Consider the following 21,073-nt stretch of genomic DNA (forward strand, 5'->3'; position numbering starts at 1 on the left):
AGTTCGTGACCGCCGACGGCGATCCGGCCGCTGCCGGGCCCGGGTGCGACGAGGGTGGAGAGGATCTTGACGGCGGTGGTCTTGCCGGCGCCGTTCGGGCCGAGCAGGGAGAAGATCGTGCCTTCCGGGACGGCGAGGTCGATGCCGTCGAGCACGAGCTTGTCGCCGTAGGACTTGCGCAGCCCGACGGTGGAGATCGCGACGGACGACGGTGAACCAGTCCCCCGCCTGGGCGTGGGCATGACAGATGTGGGCATGGGCCCTCCCGTTCGGGGGCTCAAGTTGCTGAGCTCTTACTGAAGTTGCCGAGGTCTTACTGAAGTGGCTGAGGTCTTACTGAAGTCGCCGGAGTCGCCGGAGTCGCGTCACCGAGGCATGGCCCGAGTCGAGGAGTTCGGGCCCCTCGACGCCAGTCAGGCCCTGGCGCGGAGGACGTCGACGTTGCCGTACTTGGTGCGCGCACGGATCTTGACGGTCTCCTCGGCCCCTTCCGGTGCCTCGGAGGCGGTGAGGGTGTTGCGTACCTGACCGGAGCCGGAACTGACGTCGAGCCAGGCGGCGGTGCCCTCGCGGACGCCGACCTCGATGGCGCCGTAGGAGGTCTCCAGCTGGACGGTGCCGCGGGCCACCTCGGCCACCCGCAGGGTGCCGTGGGCGGTGGTGGCGGTGACCGAGTCCTCGGCGCGCCGGATGTCGATGTCGCCGTTGGCGCCGCTCACCCGCAGCTCGCCGGTCGCGGCGCCGACGGTCGTGCTGCCGTGCGAGTTCTTCAGGACGGCCGGGCCGTCGACGAGGCCGACGCGCACGCTGCCGGAGCTGGTGGTGATCTCGGCCGCGCCTTCGACGCGGTCCACGGTGATCGAGCCGTGGGAGGCCCTCAGGTGCAGCGGGCCGGTGGTGTCGAGGCGCGCGTCGCCGGACGAGGTCTTCACGCGGACCTCGCCGAGCCGGCCCTCACCGAGGACCTGGGCCCAGGCACCGGTCATGTCGACGTCCGAGCCCGCGGGCAGTTCGACCGTCACGTCGACGGTGCCGGGACGGCGCAGCGAGTTGCGCAGCTTCGGCGTCCTGACGGTCAGCGCGCCGTTCGCGTACTGGACCTCCGTCTGCTCGACGGTCCGCACGTCCCGGTCCTTCTTCGGGTCGCGGGGCCGTACCTCGACGACGGTGTCGACGCGGTCGCTCGCGGTGAAACGGATGGAACCGGCCTCGACGTGGGCGGTGACCGAGATCGGTGCGGGAGTGTCGAAAGAAGGCATGGCTGTCCCGTCCTCTTGGGTCTTCAGGGCGTCCCCGCTGGTGGGACGTGGTGTGGGTGAAGGATGAAGGGTGACGTGGGGCGGGCGGAGTGCGGCTAGCGCACCCAGCCGGTGATGCTCTGTCCGATGGTCTGGGTGGTCTCGGCGGGTCGCGGCCTCGCGCCGCCGTGGACGGCGGCCGACACGGCCCGCACGAGCCACGCGTTGACCGAGAGGCCCTCTGCCGCGGCGGCCTCTTCGGCGCGGGTCTTCAGGTGCGCCGGCAGACGCAGGTTGACGCGGGCGGTGCCGCCCTCGTCGCCTTCGGCCGGGGCCGGGGCCCTGAACGGCTCGACGGGTGCGGCGTGTTCCACGGGGGCGCCGCGGTCGACGGGCGGCAGCGTCACCACGAAATCGGGGTCGAGCCCGCGCAGCCGCACGTCGACGGAGCCGGGCGCGATCTCGCGAGTGATCTCGTCCATGGCGGCGGAGAGCACGTTGAGCATGGTCAGCCGGGTCGCCGACTCCAGAGGAGCGGTGAGCCTCTCGGCCAGCTCGCGGGCGTCTTCCCCGCCGGCTTCGGCGGCCACCGCGAGTTCACGGCGGAGAGTGTCGACATACGGCGTGAGGTCCATGACGCAATAGTGGCACCACTATGGCGCCACTCGCAAGCCCACGTGGCGCCTTGGCTGGCACGGCCAGGGGTGCAACCCCTCCGGCCTGCAAGGATCCACGGCAATCGAGCCGAGTCGGCATGGGCGTCACGAGCAGCCCGGGCCCAAGGCGGGCATCACCTGGCACTTCCTGGGGCCACACGCCCGCCGACAGCGCCGATACAGCACTGATTCAGGGCTGATACAGCGCCGGGGCAACGACGGAAAACGCCACCACGACGCCACGGGTGCTGACACCATGACGCCAACCCGCTCCCCGGTGGCGCCATTAATGTGCCATGATGGCGCCACGGACGACGCGCCCCTCGGTCTTCCGCGTCGTGGGGTGCGCGCCGAGCTGGTTGGCCATGGGATCAAGGGGGTCGGATCATGGAGACGGCACGGAGCCGGCGGCGGGCCGCACCCGGCGCCCTCGCTTCCTTCGCCCGCTTCACGCTCTGCGGCGGCGGCATCGGAGTCGCCTCCAGCTTCGCCGTGGCAGCGCTCGGCTCCTGGATCCCCTGGGTTCTGGCGAACGCCCTGGTCACCGTGGTCTCGACGCTCCTCGCGACGGAGCTGCACGCCCGCTTCAGCTTCGGCGCCGGCGGGCGGGCGACCTGGCGGCAGCATGCGCAGTCGGCCGGGTCCGCGGCAGCCGCGTACGCGGTGACCTGCGCGGCGATGGTCGCCCTGCGGCAGCTGGTGGAGGCGCCCGATGCGGCGCTCGAACAGGGGGTCTACCTGTCGGCCTCCGCACTCGCCGGTGTCGCGCGGTTCGCCGTGCTGCGCCTGGTCGTCTTCGCCCGGAACCGCTCGGAGGCCAGGGCGCCCGACGCCCCTGCCGCGTCCGCCGATCCGTTCCGCCGCGAGCTCCCCGCCGCCGCGCGCACCTGCGCGCACCACACGAAGCCGGTCTCGTCCGCCCCCAGCCACCTCACCCAGCGGTATGTCCGGCTCCCCCTCGCGAGCCCACCGCACATCGCTCTCCACCGGAGGACACCATGCAGCACGAACCGACGCCCCGACCCGACACGACCGAGCCCGTCACCCTCCCGACAGAGCGCGCCGCCGGCTGCCCCTTCGACCCGCCCGCCGGCCTGGCGGAGCTGCGCGACGCGAGTCCGCTGGTCCGGATGACGTACCCGGACGGGCACGTCGGATGGCTCGCCACCGGTCACTCCACCGTCCGCTCCGTCATGGGCGACCGCCGCTTCAGCTCCCGGTACGAGCTGATGCACCACCCCTTCCCCGGCGGCCCGGAAGGCCCGCTGCCGCCCGCACCCGTCGGCGACATGACCGGGATGGACGCCCCCGGCCACACCCGCTTCCGACGGCTCCTCGCGGGCAAGTTCACCGTACGCCGCATGCGTCAACTCACCGAGCGGGTACGGGAGATCACCGCCGAGCACCTGGACGCCCTGGAGCGGCGCGGACCCGGCGCCGACCTGGTCGAGACGTTCGCCCGGCCCATCCCCGCGTTGATGATCTGCGAACTGCTCGGCGTGCCCTACGCCGACCGCGACCGCTTCCAGGACCACGCCCACACGCTGATGTCACAGGACGTGGAGCCCGAGGAGCGGTACGCCGCGATGGTCGGGCTCCAGGAGTACATGGCAGGACTGGTCGCGGCCAAGCGCGCCGTGCCCTCCGACGACCTGCTCGGCGACCTCGCCCAGGAATCCGACCTCACGGAGGAGGAGCTGGTGGGCCTCGGGGGCTTCCTGCTCGCCGCGGGGCTGGACACCACCGCCAACATGATCGCCCACGGAACGTTCGCCCTGCTCGTCCATCCCGGCCAGGCCGAGGCCCTGCGCGCGGACCCGGCGCTCGCGCCGCAGGCCGTCGAGGAGCTGATGCGCTATCTGACGATCGCGCACACCACCGTGAAGACCGCGCTGGAGGACGTCGAACTGGACGGGCGGACGATCAGGGCCGGCGAGACCGTCACCCTGTCCCTCGAGGCCGCCAACCGCGACCCGGAGCGCTTCCCCGGACCCGACGTCCTCGACCTGCACCGCAGGGCCACCGGACACCTCGGCTTCGGTCACGGCATCCACCAGTGCCTCGGCCAGCAGCTGGCCCGCGTCGAACTGACCGTGGCTCTCCCGGCGTTGCTCGACCGGTTCCCGACCTTGCGCCTCGCGGTTCCGGCCGAAGAGGTGCCGCTGCGGACGGACATGAACATCTACGGGGTCCACCGCCTGCCGGTCGCCTGGGACGAGGACTGACCCCACCACACCCGCCGCGCACCGTCCGTCGCCGACGCGACGCCTCCGCGTGCCGTCGGCGGCGCGACCGCTGCTGCCCGCAACCCGCCCCACCACGACACTCACACCCGACAGGAGACCACCACCGTGGCCACCTTGCTCTCCCGACTCGGCCGCTTCGCCTTCCGACGGCGGGGCCTCGTCCTCCTCCTCTGGCTCCTTGCCCTCGTCGGCGCGGGTTTCGCGGCCTCCACGGCCGCCGCCCCGCCCGCCGACACCTTCTCGATGCCCGGAACGGAGTCGCAGCGGGCGTTCGACCTCCTCCAGCGGAAGTTCCCGGATGCTCGCGCCGACGGCGCCGCCGCCCGTGTCGTCATCCGCGCTCCCGGCGGCGAGCAGGTCACCTCCGCCGCCCGTAAGGCGCAGGTGGAGCGGCTCGTCGCCGACCTCGCCAAGGCACCTCAAGTGGTCGCCGTGGCCGACCCGTTCGCGGCGAACGCCGTGAGCGGCGACCGTACGACGGCGTACGCCTACGTCACGTACGAAGCCAAGGCCACCGCGCTGACCGACGCCGCGCACGACGGTCTGACGGACGCGATGCGGCAGGCCCGGAAGGCGGGCCTGGTCGTCGAGGCCGGCGGAGACGCCGTCAGGATCGAGACGGCGATGAGCGGCACGGGCGAGAAGCTCGGCATCCTCGTCTCGGCCGTCGTCCTCCTGCTGACCTTCGGTTCCCTTGTCGCCGCCGGAATGCCGCTGCTGACGGCCCTGATCGGCGTCGGCATCGGGATCAGCGGCATCACCGCGCTCGGCAGCACGCTCGGCCTGTCGTCCACCACGACGACGCTCGCGATGATGATCGGCCTCGCCGTCGGCATCGACTACGCCCTGTTCATCGTGTCCCGCTACCGTTCCGAGATCGCCGACGGGCGTGAGCGCGCGGAGGCCGCCGCGCGGGCCGTGGGCACGGCGGGTTCGGCCGTCGTCTTCGCCGGACTCACCGTGATCATCGCCCTGGCGGGGCTCGCCGTGGTGAACGTCCCGATGCTCACGAAGATGGGCCTCACCGCGGCCGGCACGGTCGCCGTCGCCGTCCTCGTGGCCGTCACGTTCGTGCCTGCGCTCCTCGGCTTCGCACCCGTCAGGGTGCTGGCCCGCCGCGATCGCCGGCAGTACCTCGGCAAGCCGCTGTCGAGGCGTCAGCAGCGCAGGGCCGACAAGCGCGCCGCCCGCCGCAGGCCCAACCTCGGCGCCCGCTGGGCCGCGCTCGTGCTGCGCCACCCCGTCGCCGTCCTGCTGCTCGGCGTGGTGGGCCTGGGCGCGGTCGCCGTGCCCGCCGCGAGCCTGGAACTGGGCCTGCCCGGCGAGGGCTCCATGGCCACGCACACCACCCAGCGCAAGGCGTACGACCTGCTGGCGGAGTCCTTCGGCCCCGGCTTCAACGGGCCTCTGACGATCACCGTCCGGGCCGAGGACGCGCGGGGCGCGGCCACCGCGGTCGGCGAGGAGCTCGCCACGCGCCCGGGCGTCGCCGCAGTCTCCCCCGCCACCCCCAACAAGGCGGGCGACACCGCGATCCTCACCGTGATACCCAGGACCGGTCCGACCGACGAGCGCACCGAGGAACTGGTCCGCTCGCTGCGCGCCCTCGCGCCCCGCCTGGAGTCCGGCACGGGTGCGACGGAGATCCTGGTCGCCGGGCAGACCGCGATGTTCATCGACTTCTCGCAGACCCTCGACGACGCCCTCGTGCCCTATCTGGCGCTGGTGGTCGGCCTCGCGTTCCTGCTGCTCATGGTCGTCTTCCGGTCGCTGCTCGTCCCGCTGAAGGCGGCCCTCGGCTTCCTGCTGTCGGTGACCGCCGCGCTGGGCGCCGTCGTCGCCGTCTTCCAGTGGGGCTGGCTCGCCGACGTGCTCGGCATCGAGCAGCCCGGCCCGGTGATGAGCACGATGCCGATCTTCATGATCGGCGTGGTCTTCGGTCTGGCGATGGACTACGAGGTCTTCCTGGTGTCCCGGATGCGCGAGGCGTACGTCCACGGCGCCCGGCCCGCCGAGGCGGTCGTCACCGGCTTCCGGTACGGCGGGCGGGTCGTGACCGCCGCGGCGATCATCATGACCAGCGTCTTCGGCGGCTTCGTCATGGAGTCCGACGACTTCGTCAAGATGATCGGCTTCGGCCTCGCCACGGCCGTCCTCTTCGACGCCTTCGTCGTCCGCATGGCCGTCGTCCCCGCCCTCTTCGCCCTCCTCGGCAGGTCCGCCTGGTGGCTGCCGAAGTGGCTCGACCGGCTCCTGCCGGACATCGACGTCGAGGGCGAGAAGCTCGCGCGTCCGGACGGCGAGTCCGACCGGCAGCGGGTGCGGCAGGGCCACCTCGTGGGCTGACCGCCCGGGACCCGCGGGACGCGACGGCCACGTCGCGTCCCGCGGGATCAGTCCGCCTGCTCCGCCTGCACGCGGGCGATGAGCAGGGCCACGTCGTCGCGATCGCCGGGCTGCCGCAGTTCGCGCAGCAGGAGGTCGCAGGTGTCCTCCAGATCGCAGTTGGGGCCGGCGAGCAGGGAGAGGAGGAGGGCGAAGCGCTCGTCGAGGGGCTGGTCGCGGGTCTCCACCAGGCCGTCCGTGTAGAGGACCAGCTGGTCCCCCGGGCTCAGGTCGAGACGGGTGGTGTGGAAGGGGACGCCGCCCACCCCGAGGGGGGCGCCGGTCGGCAGGTCGAGGAGTTCCGGCGCCCGCCCCGGTCGCATGAGGACCGGTGGCAGGTGTCCCGCCACCGAGATGCGGCACTGCCGGCCGTGCGGGTCGTAGACGGCGTAGACGCAGGTGGTGAAGGTGTGGTCCATGCCGGCGGTCGCCTGGTCGAGGTGGTGCAGGACCTGGGACGGATCCAGGTCCAGCTGGGCCAGGGTGCGGGTGGCGGTGCGGAGCTGGCCCATGGTCGCCGCCGCCTCGATGCCGCTGCCCATGACGTCGCCGATGATCAGGGCGGTCTTGTCGGCCGGGAGGGCGATGACGTCGAACCAGTCGCCGCCGATCTCACTCGTCGCGCCCGCCGGCTCGTAGCGGTGGGCGATGCCGAGCCCGGGCCGCCGTGAGGGCCGGTTCGGCAGCAGGTTGCGCTGGAGCGTGAGGGCGGCGTGGCGCTGGCTCTGGTACCAGCGGGCGTTGTCGATGCACACGGCGGCGCGGGCGGCGAGCTCCCCGGCCAGGGTGACGTCGTCCTCGTCGAACGGCGACGGGTTCCGGGCCCGCATCAGGCCGAGGGCGCCGATCACCTCGCCGCGGGCGATCAGCGGCAGCGCGAGGTACGAGTGGATGCCGGCAGCGGCGAGAACGGCGGCGGATTCGTCGTCCCGGGCGATGCGGCGCAGGTCCTCGTCGGTCACCGTCGCCCTCAGGACGGGGCGGCCGGTGTTCACGCAGCGGGTGACCAGCCGGTCCGCGGCGTACTCGGCGAGGTCACCGACGCGGTCCGGGGCCTCGACGGCCTCGCTCGGGTACGCCGAGACCACCGCGAGCGCCCGGAAGCGCGCCGGGCCGGCCGGCACCCCCGAGGTGCGCAGGCCCTGGAGGACGCTGTCCAGGACGTCCACCGTGACCAGGTCGGCCGTCTCCGGCACGCACACGTCGGCCAGTTCCCGCGCCGTCTGCTTCAGGTCGAGGGTGGTGCCGATCCGTACGGACGCGTCGGCGACCAGTGCCAGCCGGCGCCGTGACCGGGCGGCGTCGGCGGCCGCCCGGTGCTGTCCGGTGACGTCCACCACCGAGGTGGCCAGGCCCAGGACCCGTCCGGACGGATCCTCCAGCCGGTAGAAGGAGACGGACCAGGCGTGCTCCTGGCCCGGATCGACGGGGGTTTCCCCGACCACGAACCGGTCGAGGGCGGGGACTCCCGTGGCCAGGACCTCGCGCATCACCGTCGTGACGGCCTGGCCGCCCAGGAACGGTGGCGTCTTACCCTCCGCCGAGCCGGCGGGGTCCTGCCCGGGGCGGCGGTTCATGCCTTCCAGCGCCGGGTTGACCAGCACGAACCGCAGGGCGGTGTCCATGACGCCCAGGCCGATCGGCGACTGGGAGATCAGCCGCAGGGACAGCGCCAGGTCGCGCTCCACGCGCCGCAGCGTGACCTGGTCGGTGGCGATCCCCAGCGCGTAGCGGCCGCCCCTGCCGTCGTCCAGCCGCATGTTGCGGAACTCCACCATCCGCGTGGTGCCGTCCTTGTGCCTGACGGGGAAGCCGCCCGCCCAGCGCCGCCCGCTCTCCATCACACGGGTGAACAGCTCGATGACGAGATCGAGGTGCTGTTCGTCGACCAGCAGACGGCCCGCGAACCGTCCCAGCGCCTCGTCGGCGGAGTAGCCGAACAGCTCCTGGGCCTGCGGGCTCCACAGCGCGATCCGTCCGCTGTCGTCCAGCACCACCGCGGCCAGGCTGAGCACGTCCAGCAGCCCGCCAGGGGTCGCCGGCGGCTCACCACCCGTCCCGCCGACCTCGTCCCGGAACGCATCGGACGTACTCACCCGGGCACCCCTTCCGCCCACCGCTTCGAGCGCAGCCCCTCACTGGCGGACCGCAGGCTCGGAACTCCGCTCGCCTCCCGCCTCCCCCATCGTCTCTCCGAACCCGCCGTCGGTCGCCCCGCCGGGCGTCCGGCGGCGCGCCGGCGGAGGGGAGCGGGCCAGGGCCTGTCCGGCGGATCAGGCGCACACGGCCCTCCTCCGCCGGACAGCCCTACGGGCGTTCCGCCGTGACCAGCCAGGACGCGCTGCGCAGCAGGACCGTGCCGTCCGCCGCCTCGTGGTCGCGCAGGTGGTCCGTGAGCGCGCGGCGGGCACGCTCCTGTGCGGCCGTGTCGACCTGGTCCATCGCATGGCGGCCGGGACCGGTGCCCAGCAGGAACTCCGCCGCGTCATCGGCTCCGGCGCCCCACGCGCCGTACGCCTCGACGGGGTCGACGGCCAGGCCGGTGAACCCGGCGGACGCGAGGACGGCACGGATCCGGTCGGGGAACGACAGGGAGAACATGCCGGGCAGCCCGGGCGTCCCGAAGTCGCCGACCGGCAGGATGCCGCGCAGTGCCGTCATGGCGACGACCCAGCCGTTGTGCGCGGGCTCGGCGGGGCAGACGAACGCCAGACGTCCGCCGGGGCGCAGCGCCCGGCCGATGTTGCCGAAGGCCGCTTCGGGGTCGGAGAAGAACATCACCCCGTAGCGGCTGATCGCCGCGTCGAACCCGGCCGCCTCGAAGGGGTACGCCTGCGCGTCCCCCTGCTCGAACGTCACGTTGGCGACGCCCTCGGCCGCCGCCCGGTCCCGTGCCTCGCCCAGCATGGGCCCGGACAGGTCCAGTCCCAGGGCGCTTCCTCGCGGTGCGCGGCGGGCGGCGAGGCGGGTGGTCTGCCCGGCACCGCAGCCGATGTCGAGCGTCCGGTGGCCGTCGGTGATGCCGGCGGCGTCGAGCAGCGGCTCGTTGAAGCCCTCGTTCACGGCGTTCCACCGGTCCTGGGTGCGGGCCCAGTGAGCGCCTTCACGGCCGTTCCAGGCGCGTGCCTGCTCGGCGTTGACGATGTCCGGCATGAATGCCTCCAGAGGTACGTGACAACTGAGAATGGGCGTGCGCCCAAACTGTATGGGCGTGCGCCCAAACTGGCAATGCGCTTACGATCCGAGGGTCCGCGCCGATGACGGCGCCCCGCGCCGGGAGGAAGAAGGGCCGATGTCACCCCGTGGAGTGGCGACTCCGGACGTGCGCGAGCGGCTGTTCGCCGCCGCCGAACGGATCGTGGAGAGGGACGGACCGGGCGCGCTCACGAGCCGGTCGATCACCACGGAGGCGGGCTGCGCCAAGGGCTTGCTGCACGCCCACTTCGCGGGACTCGACGAGTTCGTCGCCGAACTCTGCATCGACCGTTTCGCGCTGACGGCCGCGAAGGCACGGTCACTGGTGGGGCTGGCCGGGCAGGGCACGGTGGCGGGGAACCTCGACGCCGTCGTCCTCGCGCTCTTCGACCGCGGCGGTCCGGCCCTCTCGGGTCTCGCCATGGCACGCCCCACCGCGGCGGTGCGCGTACGCGACGCCATGGAGACCGGCGCCGCCGGCTTCGCCGCGATCGAGGAGGCCGTCGCCGACTACCTCAAGGCCGAGCGCGAGCTCGGCCGGGTGGCGGACGGCGTCGACCCGGACACCGTGGCCCTCGCCGTCGTCGGCACCGCCCACCACCTGCTGATGACCTCCTGGCCGGGCAGTCCCGACCCGCGGCCCGCGATGAACCGCCTGGTGACGGCGCTGGTGGGAGCCTGAGGGCTGCCTTCGTGAAGCCGGGTGCCGCGACCTGCGCCGCGGGGCGACCCCGCCCCGTCACCGGCACCGAACGGGCTCAGGCGTAGCTGGCCGCCGTGGTCGACCGGCGATGGCGGTGGTGCGGCGCGGAGGTCTCGTAGGGCGGCCGGTGGACGATCCGGAAGCCGTGGCTCTCCCGCGCGAGCTCCCGGCCCTCGCCGTCCGCGAACCGCCCGGTCACCTCGTACGTTCCGCAGTGCGCCCGCCCGACGGGCATCCGCACGGCCGGCAGCTGGAGCTCGTACGGCCCGCCCGCGCGGAACCCGCCGAGCACGTGCCGGGTGGCGGCGACGACGTCGCCGCCCCGTCGCCGCTCTTCGTCGAAGGTCAGCCCGCGGAGCTCCTCGCCCACGCGGAAGGAGAGGGAGAGGCTGACGACCGCACCCTCCGGGACGTCGACCGGTCCCCGGTCCGGATCCGGGTCGAGCGGCAGCGCGAGCCGGTCGAACTCGTCGGAGACGAGGGTCACGTCCAACAACTCGAAGATCACCATGTCGGACTCACGACCTCTCGCCACCCGCCGGTTCCTCCACCGTACGCCCCGGCACGGCCCGTGCCGCACTTCGCTCCGAGAAGGTGCGTATGTCAGATCTGCGTGACCTTCGCCGCCGCAAGGCCGATACTGCCGAAGGGATCTCCCGCCGGCTCCCCCGCACAGGCCTGTCCGCGAGCTTCACGAGGAGACACCCTCGAGGATGTTGATCAAAGTCTCCAGCGGCTGATCAGGGCGCGCCGTCGCCCAGGACCTCGCGGGCCAGCTCCGCCAGGGCCCTGCGGTCCTCCGCCAGGGCCTGCTTCCCAGCCTCGGTCGCCTTGTAGACGCGCCGGGTGCGGCCGTCGACGACCTGCTGCTCCGAGGTCAGCAGCCCGTCGGCCTCCAACCGGTGCAGCGTCGGATACAGCGTTCCGGGACTGATCTGGTAGCCGTGGGAGGCCAGCTCCTCGGTCATCCACGCCCCGTGGATCTCCTCCTCGGCCGCGTGATGCAGGATGTGCAGCCGCACCGCGCCCCGCTGGAACTTCCGCACCCTGGCCCACCTCCGGCAGTGGCGAAACCGATATCGGCTCCCGATCCTGGCCGTCTAAGCTGACCCGGTAGCCCGCGTCGGCCGGTGAAGGAGCAAGCGGAGAACCATGGCGGACAGCGAGCAGGACCTGGCCGAGGTGCAGCGGGCGCACTGGCAGGGCACCTACAGGGCCCACCCCGGCATGTACGGCGAGCAGCCCTCCGAACCCGCCACCTACGCGGCCGATGTGTTCCGTACGGCGGGGGCCCGCGATGTGCTGGAGCTCGGCGCCGGGCACGGCCGCGATGCCCTGTACCTCGCCCGCGAGGGGTTCAGCGTGCAGGCCACCGACTTCTCCGCCACCGGCCTGGAGCAGCTACGGAAAGCCGCCCGCGCCCAGGGCGTTGATGACCAGGTGGCCACCGCGGTGCACGACGTACGCGACCGGCTGCCCCTGGCGGACGACTCGGTGGACGCGGTCTTCGCGCACATGCTGCTGTGCATGGCCCTGTCCACGAAGGAGATCCACGCCCTGGTCGGCGAGATCCGCCGCGTTCTGCGGCCCGGCGGCGTCTTCGTCTACACCGTGCGGCACACCGGCGACGCTCACTACGGCGCCGGCACCGCCCACGGCGACGACATCTACGAGCACGGCGGCTTTGCCGTCCACTTCTTCGACCGCCATCTGGTCGACGCCCTCGCCTCCGACTGGGCCCTGGACGAGGTGCACGCCTTCGAGGAGGGCGACCTGCCCCGCCGGCTGTGGCGCGTCACTCAGACCTTGCCCCGATGAGCACCGCACCGATACCGCACCTCGCCGTCGACGGGACGGACCTGCTCTGCGTCACCCTCCTGCTGAGCCTGCGCAAGGAAGAACCTTCCTGCCACCCACCCAGCCATCGCCGCCCTCGTCTCCGACCGCAACATCACCCCCTGAAGACGCACTGAACAGGGAGGGAGACATGTCCCACCCGCTATCACCGCACCAACTCGTAACCAGGAGTCACACCGACCGATCTACAGTCCCGGTGTCGTCGGTGCCGGGAACGTACTGCAGGCCGCCGTTGCTGTGCAGCAACTGCCCGTTGATCCAGCCGCCCTCGGAAGAGCAGAGGAAAGCCACGAGATGGGCGCACTCGCGTGGTGTGCCCAGTCGGCCCAGTGGGGTGGCCCGCGCAAGTGTCTGCCGGGCCTGGTCCGTCATCCAACCGGTGTCGACGGGGCCGGGGTTGACGGCGTTGGCTGTGACGCCGAGCACCTCCAGTTCCCGGGCGGCGGCCAGGGTGATCCGGTCCAGGGCACCCTTGCTCGCTCCGTACGGCAGGTTCCCGACGGTGTGGTCGCTGGTGAGGGCGATGATGCGGCCACTGCCGTACGGTCCGGGAAAGTGCTTGGCGTAGGCCCGGATGAGGAGCCAGCTCGCCCGGACGTTGACGGCGAAGTGCCGGTCGAAGCTTTCGAGGCTGGTGTCCAGAAGGCCGGAGGCAACCGACTCGGCGTGGGCCAGGACCAGGGCGGTCACGGGCCGGCCGAGCGCGGCCCCGGCTCCGTTGAGCACGGCGGCAGCGGCGTCGGGGTCCGTGAGGTCGGCCTCGAGTGCTGCGGCCCGGGCGCCGACCTCAGCGAGTCGGGCGGACAGTTCCTCCGGGGTGCCGTGGTCCGGTCCCCAGGGCATCCTCGCGTCGTACGGGGTCCAGTAGGTGAAAGCGATGTCCCGACTCGGCGCCCCCTTTTTCCTGGCTCCGGCGGCGTGCTGGTAGGCCCGGCAGACGGTGGAGTCCACCGAGACCGTCCAACCGATGTCGGCATCAGCGTCGACCGCTGCCAGAACTGCGGCAAGGATGCGTTCCCAGGTTCCATCCACGGCCCACCTGATCAACCGTTTGTGAGCAGTCTGGAACGAGCCGAGCTCGTCCGGCAGGTCCCGCCAGGGCGAGCAGGTGCGGTACTTCCACGCGATGGCCTCCAAGGTTCGGCGGTGGTCGGCCCATCGCCGGCCGCGGACCGGATCGGCCGGCATCAGCGGCTCGATCCGGTCCCACATCGCATCAGTGATCACTAATCAAACGAACACATCCGATCAACTGACCAACCGATCAAAGAGACACGCTCTAGTCCACCGCCACTTCCTACCCACCTGTCGAAAGACAGCCCGAGGCTCCGGAGTCCCAGCTCAGACGCCAGCCGCAAAGAGCGGGCGGAGACGTCGGCGATGAACTGGGGACCGTTCGACCCCAGCGAGATCGCTGTCCTGTGGACCAGACTGGTGGGGTCGGATGCGGGAGGTCTCCATGAATGCCCAGCCAAGCGTCACCGCGACAGCCGAGCCGCTCCTGCTCGACGCGGCTCTGCCCGAGTTCCGGTTCTCCCGCCTGGAGTGCGCCGTGATCGTCGCCGAGCCGGACGTCGTGTACCGCGCAGCCCGTGAACTGGACATGCTGTCCATACATTCGCCACTGTTCGACGCGGTCATGTGGGCGCGTGGCATGCCGGACCGAGTGCGCCGTCGCCCCGTGCCCACACCCCCTTCGATGCGCGTGTCCGACCTGTTCGACATCGCAGCAGCTGGCGATCGGGAGGACCTGGCTCAACCCTGGGTGGCCCTGGGAGAGCGCGCGGGGCGCGAGATCGTCTTCGGGGCGGTCGGCAAAGTGTGGAAGCCCACCATCGAGTGGCGCCGTGTCGACCCCGGTGACTACCCGGGCTTCGCGGAACCCGGCTGGGCGAAGATGGCCGCCGCCTTCGTCATCCACCCTTACGGCGCACGGCGGTCCCTCCTGACCTACGAAGCGCGTACCGCTTGCACCGACCCGGTGTCCACCACCCGTTTCGGCCGCTACTGGACGCTCGTCTCCCCGGGCGTCGGCATCGTGCTGCGCGGAGCGCTGCGGGCGATCGGAGCGGCTGCGGAAGCCGGAGAACGAAGCACATGAGGAGATGAGGCGTGATGCGTGCCGTGATCGTGTACGAGAGCCTGTTCGGCAACACGCGCGAGATCGCTGACGCGATCGGAGAGGGCGTGAAGGAAGCACACCCGGACGCCGATGTCGAGTGCATGGCAGTGGCCGACGCACTGCCGGAGCGCATCGGCCCCACCGACCTGCTGGTCGTCGGCGGGCCGACCCATATGCGGGGCATGACGACGGGGATGAGCCGGAAGATGGGGCTGAAGGCCGAGAAGCAAGAGGCCGAGAAGGAGGAGCGTACCTACACCCCTGAGGAGGGCGCCGAGGGCCCTGGCGTCCGCGACTGGTTCCACGACACGCTGCCGAAGGCCCACACCGGCACCCATGCCGCCGCGGCCTTCGACACCCGGGCAGACATGCGACTGGCGGGCGCCGCCGCCGGCGGCATCGCACGTCGGCTGCGCAGCCACGGCTACGAACTCGTCGCGGAACCGGAGGGATTCATCATCGAGGACACCGAAGGACCGCTGCGCGCAGGCGAACGGGATCGCGCGAGGGCATGGGGCGCGGCCCTTCAGGTCGCGTGACCCCCGGCGGTCGTGTTCACGAGGACGACCATCCGATGACGATCGCGTCAGGGTGGTCGCCGATCGCGAGGGTCAGTACGACGGCCCCGCGTCGCACCATGATCAGCGGGTCCGTCAGCCGGGCCAGGACCCGCTCGTGCGGCCGTACGGGCTTACTCGTCGTGCGGGCTTACTCGCGGTGCCCCCTCGTTGGGCCCTGTGTCGGCGGACCGGTGGCCGGCCTCCTCCTGGGTGAATCCCGTCGTCTCCCGCACCCGCACGGGCGCCCGCTCCGCTGCCGACCTCGGCATGGTCTGCCTGCGGGAACAGTGATCACCCGGCAGCCCTGCAGTGGGCACGGTGCGGCAGCCCGTGGACACGGAACCGATCCCCATCCCGGTGTACCCACCCCGGCTCCGACGCCCGACGGCCCACGACGACGGGCCGCGATGTCGCGTCGGGCCGCGGTGCGTGTCATGACGTGCTCCCGTGTCCGCGCCCTTGCCGGGGGATGAGCTCCACGGGGCAGTGGGCGTGCTGCAGCAGGCCGAGCGTGGTCCGTCCGATGGTAGGCCCGAGATAGCGGGGCGACCGTCGGGCTCCGACAACGAGCGGGTCGGCGTGGCGCGACGCCGCGACGAGAGCTCCGGGCACACTGTGGCTTTTCTGGCTGTCGGCGTGCACGGTCAGGTCCGGGAACTCCTCCCGGACCTGACCGAGATCTCCGTCAGGACGTGCACGTGATCGCGGGCGACCTCCTCGCCGCCGTTGCGCAGCACAGCCGTGGCACGCCGGACAACCCCGTACCCCAGATATGCATGAGTCGTGGAGGCGCCTTGCGCAGCAGGGCCTCGCGGGCCGCCGCACGGGGGCAGCCCCCGTCAGTCTCGTCCCGGACCGCTGCCAGGACGACGCCTACCTCGGCGGGGTCGGCGGCCCCGCCCACCACGACCACGGGCGTGGTCGCAACGGCCGCGACCTCGAAGCCGACCGAGCCGAGCAGCAGGGAGGAGAGTCCGCCGAGGCCGCGGTGTCCGACGACGACCCTGCCGAGGCCGGGACCGGCCGTGGTTCCGTCCATGGTTCCTCCTCACACGGTCCGAGGGACTTGATTCCACCGTGGCATCCGGTACGGAGGGGCAGTGACGTGCCCGTTCGGTCCTGTCCTGGGACCGTTCGGCCCTCGCCGACCTCAGGCGCGTGTTGGAGGCTGGTCACACGGGACAGCACACCCTCCGGACCCCAGCAGGAGGCGCGGCGATGAAGCACATGAAGATCGGCGGTCTCATGACCGGCGAGGTGGTCTCCGCCGTCCCCGCGACATCGTTCCGGGAGATCGCGAAACTGCTCGCCGAGCACGACATCAGCGGGATCCCCGTGGTGGACGACGACGACCGTGTCGTCGGTGTCGTCTCCGAGAGCGACCTCCTGGCCCGTCACGAGCTGACCGCAGGGGACCTGATGACCTCGCCGGCCGTCACGGTTCACGCCGAGGAGACGGTGGCCGACGCGGCGCGGCTGATGGTGCGTCGCGGAGTGGAGCGCCTTCCCGTGGTCGACGTGGAGGAGCGACTGGTGGGCATCGTGACCCGCCGTGACCTGCTCGGCGTCTACCTCCGCCCGGATGCGGAGGTAAGGCGCCGCTTCCGCGAGGACGTCCTCGCGGAAGCCATGGACCTGCCAGGAGACGCAGTGGACGTGCACGTCCTCGACGGCGTGGTGACGCTAGCCGGTCGGGTCCGGCGGCACAGCCAGGCCCAGATGCTCGTCGAACTCGCCGAGCGGGTCGACGGCGTGGTCGCGGTCGTGGACCGGCTGTCCTTCTACGAGGACGACACACGCCTCACGTCCTCTCTCCGGACACCGCACGACATCGCTTGGTGACCCACCCAGACAGGACGAACCGTGTCTACCACCCATCTGACCCGACCACTCGTGACGTCGCTGATCGAAGACGCCGTCACGGCTCCCTCGATGCACAACGCGCAGCCGTGGAAGTTCGTCGCCCGGACGGACACCGGCGTCATCGAGCTGCACGGCGATCCGTCGCGCGGCATGCCGCGCGAGGACCCGAACCACCGCGCCCTCCACCTCGGCTGCGGCGCCGCCCTGTTCGGGCTGCGGGTCGCCGCCGCCCACCGAGCCCTCCACCCGGTGGTGCAGCTGCTGCCCTCCCTCGCCGACCCCTGGCACCTCGCCGACGTACGGTTCGACGGTCCCGACGACGCCGACAGCGAACTGGACACGCTCCATCCAGCCCTTGCCCGGCGGCACACCAGCCGCTTCCCTTTCACCGAGGAGGAGATCCCCTCCGAGGTGATCGACGAGCTACGTGCCGCAGCTCTGCTGGAGGGCTGCCGGTTGGTCGTCCCCGGGGCCTGGCACACCGACACCGTCATGGATCTCGTCCACGCCTCCGAACTGTTCGAAGCGGCGGACGAGGCCGTCCGAGCGGAGATCGCCGCCTGGACCCGCACAGGCGCGGCAGGGGAAGGCCCTGCCACGGAGGGCATCCCCTCCTACGCCTTCGGTCCACGACAATACGACGTGACCGCCCCCGTCAGGGACTTCGGCGCTCCCGGACGGGTGCCCGGCCGGGTGTCGGCGCGCTTCGAGAAGAGGCCGCAGATCGCCCTGCTCGGCACGCTCGCGGACACTCCGAAGGAATGGCTGAAGGCCGGCCAGGCGATGCAACGCGTCCTTCTGCAGGCCACTCTCGACGGCCTTGCCACCTCCCTCATGTCCCAGCCGCTGGAATGGCCCGAGCTGCGTTCCGGCGCCCGCGATCCCGGGTCGACGATCGGCTTCGTCCACATGGTGATCCGCCTGGGCTACGGCCCGCAGGGGCAGACCACGCCGCGCCGGCCCGTATCCGAGGTGCTCACCTTCGCCTGAACCGCTTCTCGCGCGCAGAACCACTTCTCACGGTTGGAACCAGCGCTCCTGTCCGGGTTCGACGGTGATCGTTGGTCGGCGTCGCCGCGGCCGACACCCCGGCTCGGGACCTGATTCACGGGCGCGGGCGCTGAAGATGTCCGACAAGTACGTGCCCGTACGGGCCGAGGCCGCCGACGTCCTCACTTCTCGGCCCATGCTGACGCCGGACAGATCATCGACTGGCTGCGCGGCTCGCCTCCCCAGCACACCACCTACCACGTCCACGGCGAGCCGGCCGCTTCCGAGGTGCTGCGCGACCGCATCGACCACGAACTGGGCTGGACCGGCCGTCGTACCCCGCTACGGGGCCGTCCTGGTCTGCAGATGGGGACCATTCGGCCCCCTGGAGCGACCCGCACGGCCCTTCCCTACTGCGCCCGCCGCACGTGAGCCTGTGGGGGAAGGGCTGGAGGCACCTCATGAGCACCATGTGGATGCTGCTGTACGAGCTCGCTCCGGAGCCGCGGGACCAGCTCCTGCAGCAGGCCCGCCCAGTCCGGTTCCCCGCAAACACGCTCATCTTCCAGGAGCAGCAACACGCCGACCGCTTCTGGATCATCGAAGCCGGTCGGGTCGTCCTGGGCAGGCACGCTCCAGGTCGCAGCATCGCTCCCGTCGACACACTCGTGCCCGGCGACCTCCTGGGCTGTTCCTGGATGATCCCTCCTCATCGCTGGCGCTTCGACGCCACGACGACCACTGAGGTACACGCCCTCGAGTTCGACGGACAGGCCGTCAGTGAGCTCTGCGCACAGGACGCCTCCGTCAGTGAGGCGGTATCCGCAACCGTCGCGGCGGCGATGGCGCGCCGACTCCTCACGTAAGGAGTGGGCCATGGCTCCTCAGCCGTTCACCGTCTCCGACGTGATGACCAAGAAGGTGGTCGCCGTCCAGCGCGGCGCGGACTTCAAGGAGATCGTCTCCGCCATGGAGCGGTGGAAGGTGACGGCCGTACCGGTCGTCGAGGGCGAAGGTCGCGTCGTCGGCGTGGTCTCCGAGGCCGATCTGCTGCTGAAGGAGGAGTTCCATGACCATCGCATCGGTTTCGTGGAGCAGATGCGGCGGCTCGACGCCACTGCCAAGGCCGGGTCCCGGCGGGCCGCGGACCTGATGACCTCGCCCGCCGTCACCGTCACCCCGGAGGCATCTCTGCCGCGGGCCGCGCGCCCATCGCGTCAAGCGGCTGCCTGTCGTCGACGCGAGCGGCGTGATCCAGGGGATTGTGAGCCGCGCCGACCTCCTCAAGGTCTTCCTCCGCCCGGACGACGACCTCGCCGCCGAGGTGCGCTGTGACGTCATCGAGCACCTGTTCTCCCTCTCCCGCCACCAGGTCGATGTCCGTGTCGATGCCGGCGTCGTGACGCTGTCCGGCGAGGTCCACGACAACACGCGCATCCCGCTCGCGGAACGCCTGGCACGGGCAGTCGAAGGCGTGGTGGGCGTACGGTGCGAGCTCACCGCCCCGGGCCGGTCGTAGCCACGGCCGGCCGCTTCGGTGAACGCGCAGTGGACCAAGCAGGTCACCTCGCACTGGGGCGGCACCCGCAACGGGACCACCGTGCACTGGCCGAACCGCATCCGGGCCAGGGGCGCGCCCACGCCGAGTTCTGCCACCTCTTCGATGTGGCGCCGACGCTTCTCGAAGCCGCAGGGCTCCCCGAGCCACCTCGGTCCAACGGCGTGCACCAGTCGCCGATGGAGCGCGTCTCCGGGCTCTACAGCTCCGCCGACGCCCCTGAGCGGCATGCTCGCGGGCTCACTGGCGGACGAGCTGCCCGGCTGGACGCCGGCCCGGATCCCGGCTGGCGGCCTACACCCAGGAGCAGCTCTGGGAGCAGATGCGGGAGGAGGACCAGCTGGGCAGCACCTGGGGAGGCACCACGACCGACCCGCCGGGCGTCAGCCGCGCCCCGACTTCTCCAGCTACGGCTGGAACGAGACAGTCGCACCGCAGCTCACCACGCCGGCGCTGGTCATCCACGGCCCCGACGACGGGGTCGCGCCTCCGGTCAACTCGACCCTCATCTACAACAGCCTCGGTTCGTCCCAGAAACTGCTCGTCCAGGTCCGGTGCGGCAGCCACCTGCTCCACCTCGCCGGCTGCTCCGGCGACCGCTGCACACCGGAGTCGGGCACACCGTACGGAGGACGCCCCAACCGCCCCTGGCGCGGCCCGCACTCCACCTACCAGACGGCGCTCAGTGAGTGGATCAAGAGCGGCACTTTCGACGAAGCTTCAAGCGGCCACTTCGTGGTGAACGAAGCGGCGTGGCGAGCCCGTCCACCTGACCCGACCCACTCACGCGCTCGGCTTACCCTGCACCGCCGTACGATCGGCGGTGCGGGAACCTGGGAGCGCGTGCTGCAGCAGATTCAGGCCGCGGCCGATGCAGCGGGTGAGATGGACTGGGATATCTCCGTGGACTCCACGATCGTTCGCGCGCACCAGCACGCCGCGGGAGCTCGCAACAACCCACCACTAAGCCCGCTCAAAGGGGGCCACAACGGCAGAACACCAGGACGAAACGCCGTGGCAGAACCTGCACGGCCGCCTGGTAGAGGTGGCGCACCGGGGCCGTCCTGGCCGCTCTCGCGGCGGCTTCACCACAAAAGTCCATCTGAGCGTGGACGGCCGCTGCCGCCCGCTGCCCCTGCTCGTCACGCCAGGGCAGCGGGCGGACTGCACTCAATTCACATCGGTGCCGGAGAAGATCCGCTTCCCACGACACGGGCGCGGCAGGCAGCTCAAGAAGCCGCAGGGCGTCGCGGCCGACAAGGCGTACAGCAACGGTCCTTGCCGCCGGCACCTGCGACATCGAGGCATCCCGCACACCATTCCGGAGAAGGCAGACAGCCAGGCCGCCCGCCTACGCAAAGGCTCGCGCGGCGCACGGCCCCCAGGTTTCGACGAAGAGCGGTACAAGAAAGGCACGGGGGTATCCGGTTGTACCGCTCACTGGCCGCTACCCACGAGGCCGGCCAGTGCGTCGGCGGACTGGGAAGTGGGTCGGTACAAGCCTTGCAGGCTGACCGAGCGCTCCAAGCGACCTGTCGGCTCAGGCCTGCAAGTCCGCCGGGAGGTCGTGGGACGGAAATCGCGTGATGAACCGTCACATAGCCCGCCCATTTTCACGTACTGGCACCCTCGCCCTCCATCCCTTGATCGCAGCCCGTCGGCTCAGGTCTAACAGGCCCTCGACATCGGTGAGCACCGTG

Annotated in this window: 21 protein-coding genes and 1 pseudogene; 13 read left to right on the plus strand and 9 right to left on the minus strand. The window is 71.5% G+C overall.

What is annotated here, in order from left to right; translation table 11 throughout:
* From ACFVGS_RS08155 to ACFVGS_RS08165, 3 genes are all read right to left on the minus strand, one after another.
* Nucleotides 1–257, minus strand: a 257-nt coding sequence (locus ACFVGS_RS08155; protein ID WP_385691542.1) for an ATP-binding cassette domain-containing protein, incomplete at its 3' end; no start/stop codon positions are given.
* 156 nt (nucleotides 258–413) lie between these two features.
* The gene (locus ACFVGS_RS08160) at nucleotides 414–1,259 is read right to left on the minus strand and encodes a DUF4097 domain-containing protein (protein ID WP_384423532.1); all 846 of its coding nucleotides are present in this window, start codon (nucleotides 1,257–1,259) and stop codon (nucleotides 414–416) included.
* 95 nt (nucleotides 1,260–1,354) lie between these two features.
* Nucleotides 1,355–1,873: a toxin-antitoxin system HicB family antitoxin gene (locus ACFVGS_RS08165; RefSeq protein ID WP_384423534.1), complete on the minus strand. Its 519-nt coding sequence runs from the start codon at nucleotides 1,871–1,873 to the stop codon at nucleotides 1,355–1,357.
* Nucleotides 1,874–2,281: 408 nt separating this feature from the next.
* Here ACFVGS_RS08165 and ACFVGS_RS08170 point away from each other — a divergent pair, with 408 nt between their 5' ends.
* The 3 genes from ACFVGS_RS08170 to ACFVGS_RS08180 all read left to right on the plus strand — a co-directional run bounded on the left by ACFVGS_RS08170 (nucleotide 2,282) and on the right by ACFVGS_RS08180 (nucleotide 6,486).
* Nucleotides 2,282–3,028 (plus strand): hypothetical protein, encoded by a 747-nt coding sequence (locus ACFVGS_RS08170; protein WP_385691545.1) that lies wholly within the window; start codon nucleotides 2,282–2,284, stop codon nucleotides 3,026–3,028.
* Nucleotides 3,025–4,119: a cytochrome P450 gene (locus ACFVGS_RS08175; protein WP_385691921.1), complete on the plus strand. Its 1,095-nt coding sequence runs from the start codon at nucleotides 3,025–3,027 to the stop codon at nucleotides 4,117–4,119. The genes ACFVGS_RS08170 and ACFVGS_RS08175 overlap by 4 nt, the downstream gene beginning before the upstream one ends.
* 126 nt (nucleotides 4,120–4,245) lie before the next feature.
* On the plus strand, nucleotides 4,246–6,486 hold the full coding sequence (locus tag ACFVGS_RS08180; protein WP_385691547.1) for an MMPL family transporter: 2,241 nt from the start codon (nucleotides 4,246–4,248) through the stop codon (nucleotides 6,484–6,486).
* A 47-nt stretch (nucleotides 6,487–6,533) separates the two neighbouring features.
* On the opposite strand, the gene ACFVGS_RS08185 is transcribed toward ACFVGS_RS08180, so the two are convergent.
* Entirely contained in the window at nucleotides 6,534–8,621 is a 2,088-nt protein-coding gene (locus tag ACFVGS_RS08185; RefSeq protein ID WP_384414457.1) for a SpoIIE family protein phosphatase, read from the minus strand.
* A gap of 211 nt (nucleotides 8,622–8,832) precedes the next feature.
* A complete protein-coding gene (locus ACFVGS_RS08190) occupies nucleotides 8,833–9,678 on the minus strand; it encodes a class I SAM-dependent methyltransferase (RefSeq protein WP_385691550.1) in 846 nt (281 codons plus the stop codon).
* A gap of 139 nt (nucleotides 9,679–9,817) precedes the next feature.
* On the opposite strand from ACFVGS_RS08190, the gene ACFVGS_RS08195 reads away from it, so the two are divergent.
* Nucleotides 9,818–10,402: a TetR/AcrR family transcriptional regulator gene (locus ACFVGS_RS08195; RefSeq protein ID WP_385691552.1), complete on the plus strand. Its 585-nt coding sequence runs from the start codon at nucleotides 9,818–9,820 to the stop codon at nucleotides 10,400–10,402.
* A gap of 76 nt (nucleotides 10,403–10,478) precedes the next feature.
* Here ACFVGS_RS08195 and ACFVGS_RS08200 read toward each other — a convergent pair whose 3' ends face one another.
* Entirely contained in the window at nucleotides 10,479–10,958 is a 480-nt protein-coding gene (locus ACFVGS_RS08200; RefSeq protein ID WP_384414449.1) for a hypothetical protein, read from the minus strand.
* A gap of 205 nt (nucleotides 10,959–11,163) precedes the next feature.
* Nucleotides 11,164–11,469, minus strand: coding sequence for a PadR family transcriptional regulator (locus ACFVGS_RS08205; RefSeq protein WP_385691555.1), 306 nt, complete (start codon nucleotides 11,467–11,469; stop codon nucleotides 11,164–11,166).
* Nucleotides 11,470–11,575: 106 nt separating this feature from the next.
* Here ACFVGS_RS08205 and ACFVGS_RS08210 point away from each other — a divergent pair, with 106 nt between their 5' ends.
* Complete coding sequence (locus tag ACFVGS_RS08210) at nucleotides 11,576–12,241, plus strand: class I SAM-dependent methyltransferase (protein WP_385691558.1); 666 nt, start codon at nucleotides 11,576–11,578, stop codon at nucleotides 12,239–12,241.
* A gap of 210 nt (nucleotides 12,242–12,451) precedes the next feature.
* Here the strand turns inward: ACFVGS_RS08210 and ACFVGS_RS08215 are convergent, their stop codons facing one another.
* Nucleotides 12,452–13,492 carry an SDR family oxidoreductase gene (locus ACFVGS_RS08215; protein WP_385691924.1) on the minus strand — a complete coding sequence of 347 codons (1,041 nt, stop codon included), beginning with the start codon at nucleotides 13,490–13,492 and terminating at the stop codon, nucleotides 12,452–12,454.
* 247 nt (nucleotides 13,493–13,739) lie between these two features.
* Between ACFVGS_RS08215 and ACFVGS_RS08220 the strand changes: the two genes are divergently transcribed.
* Both ACFVGS_RS08220 and ACFVGS_RS08225 read left to right on the plus strand, forming a co-directional pair.
* Entirely contained in the window at nucleotides 13,740–14,381 is a 642-nt protein-coding gene (locus tag ACFVGS_RS08220) for a hypothetical protein (protein ID WP_384414431.1), read from the plus strand.
* 14 nt (nucleotides 14,382–14,395) lie between these two features.
* Nucleotides 14,396–14,941: a flavodoxin domain-containing protein gene (locus tag ACFVGS_RS08225; protein ID WP_385691561.1), complete on the plus strand. Its 546-nt coding sequence runs from the start codon at nucleotides 14,396–14,398 to the stop codon at nucleotides 14,939–14,941.
* A gap of 706 nt (nucleotides 14,942–15,647) precedes the next feature.
* Here the strand turns inward: ACFVGS_RS08225 and ACFVGS_RS08230 are convergent.
* Nucleotides 15,648–16,001, minus strand: coding sequence for a universal stress protein (locus ACFVGS_RS08230; protein WP_385691562.1), 354 nt, complete (start codon nucleotides 15,999–16,001; stop codon nucleotides 15,648–15,650).
* Nucleotides 16,002–16,180: 179 nt separating this feature from the next.
* Here ACFVGS_RS08230 and ACFVGS_RS08235 point away from each other — a divergent pair, with 179 nt between their 5' ends.
* From ACFVGS_RS08235 to ACFVGS_RS08260, 6 genes and pseudogenes are all read left to right on the plus strand, one after another.
* Nucleotides 16,181–16,804, plus strand: coding sequence for a CBS domain-containing protein (locus ACFVGS_RS08235; RefSeq protein WP_385691565.1), 624 nt, complete (start codon nucleotides 16,181–16,183; stop codon nucleotides 16,802–16,804).
* Nucleotides 16,805–16,825: 21 nt separating this feature from the next.
* Nucleotides 16,826–17,815 carry an Acg family FMN-binding oxidoreductase gene (locus ACFVGS_RS08240; RefSeq protein WP_385691567.1) on the plus strand — a complete coding sequence of 330 codons (990 nt, stop codon included), beginning with the start codon at nucleotides 16,826–16,828 and terminating at the stop codon, nucleotides 17,813–17,815.
* 225 nt (nucleotides 17,816–18,040) lie between these two features.
* Entirely contained in the window at nucleotides 18,041–18,247 is a 207-nt protein-coding gene (locus ACFVGS_RS08245) for a hypothetical protein (protein WP_385691927.1), read from the plus strand.
* Nucleotides 18,248–18,276: 29 nt separating this feature from the next.
* Complete coding sequence (locus ACFVGS_RS08250) at nucleotides 18,277–18,681, plus strand: cyclic nucleotide-binding domain-containing protein (RefSeq protein WP_385691570.1); 405 nt, start codon at nucleotides 18,277–18,279, stop codon at nucleotides 18,679–18,681.
* A gap of 10 nt (nucleotides 18,682–18,691) precedes the next feature.
* A pseudogene (locus tag ACFVGS_RS08255) lies at nucleotides 18,692–19,334 on the plus strand (CBS domain-containing protein).
* 1,084 nt (nucleotides 19,335–20,418) lie between these two features.
* A complete protein-coding gene (locus ACFVGS_RS08260) occupies nucleotides 20,419–21,045 on the plus strand; it encodes a transposase (protein ID WP_385691573.1) in 627 nt (208 codons plus the stop codon).
* The last annotated feature ends 28 nt before the right edge of the window (nucleotides 21,046–21,073 follow it).

The sequence above is a fragment of the Streptomyces sp. NPDC127114 genome (assembly GCF_042677525.1).
In the GTDB taxonomy this organism is placed as follows: domain Bacteria; phylum Actinomycetota; class Actinomycetes; order Streptomycetales; family Streptomycetaceae; genus Streptomyces.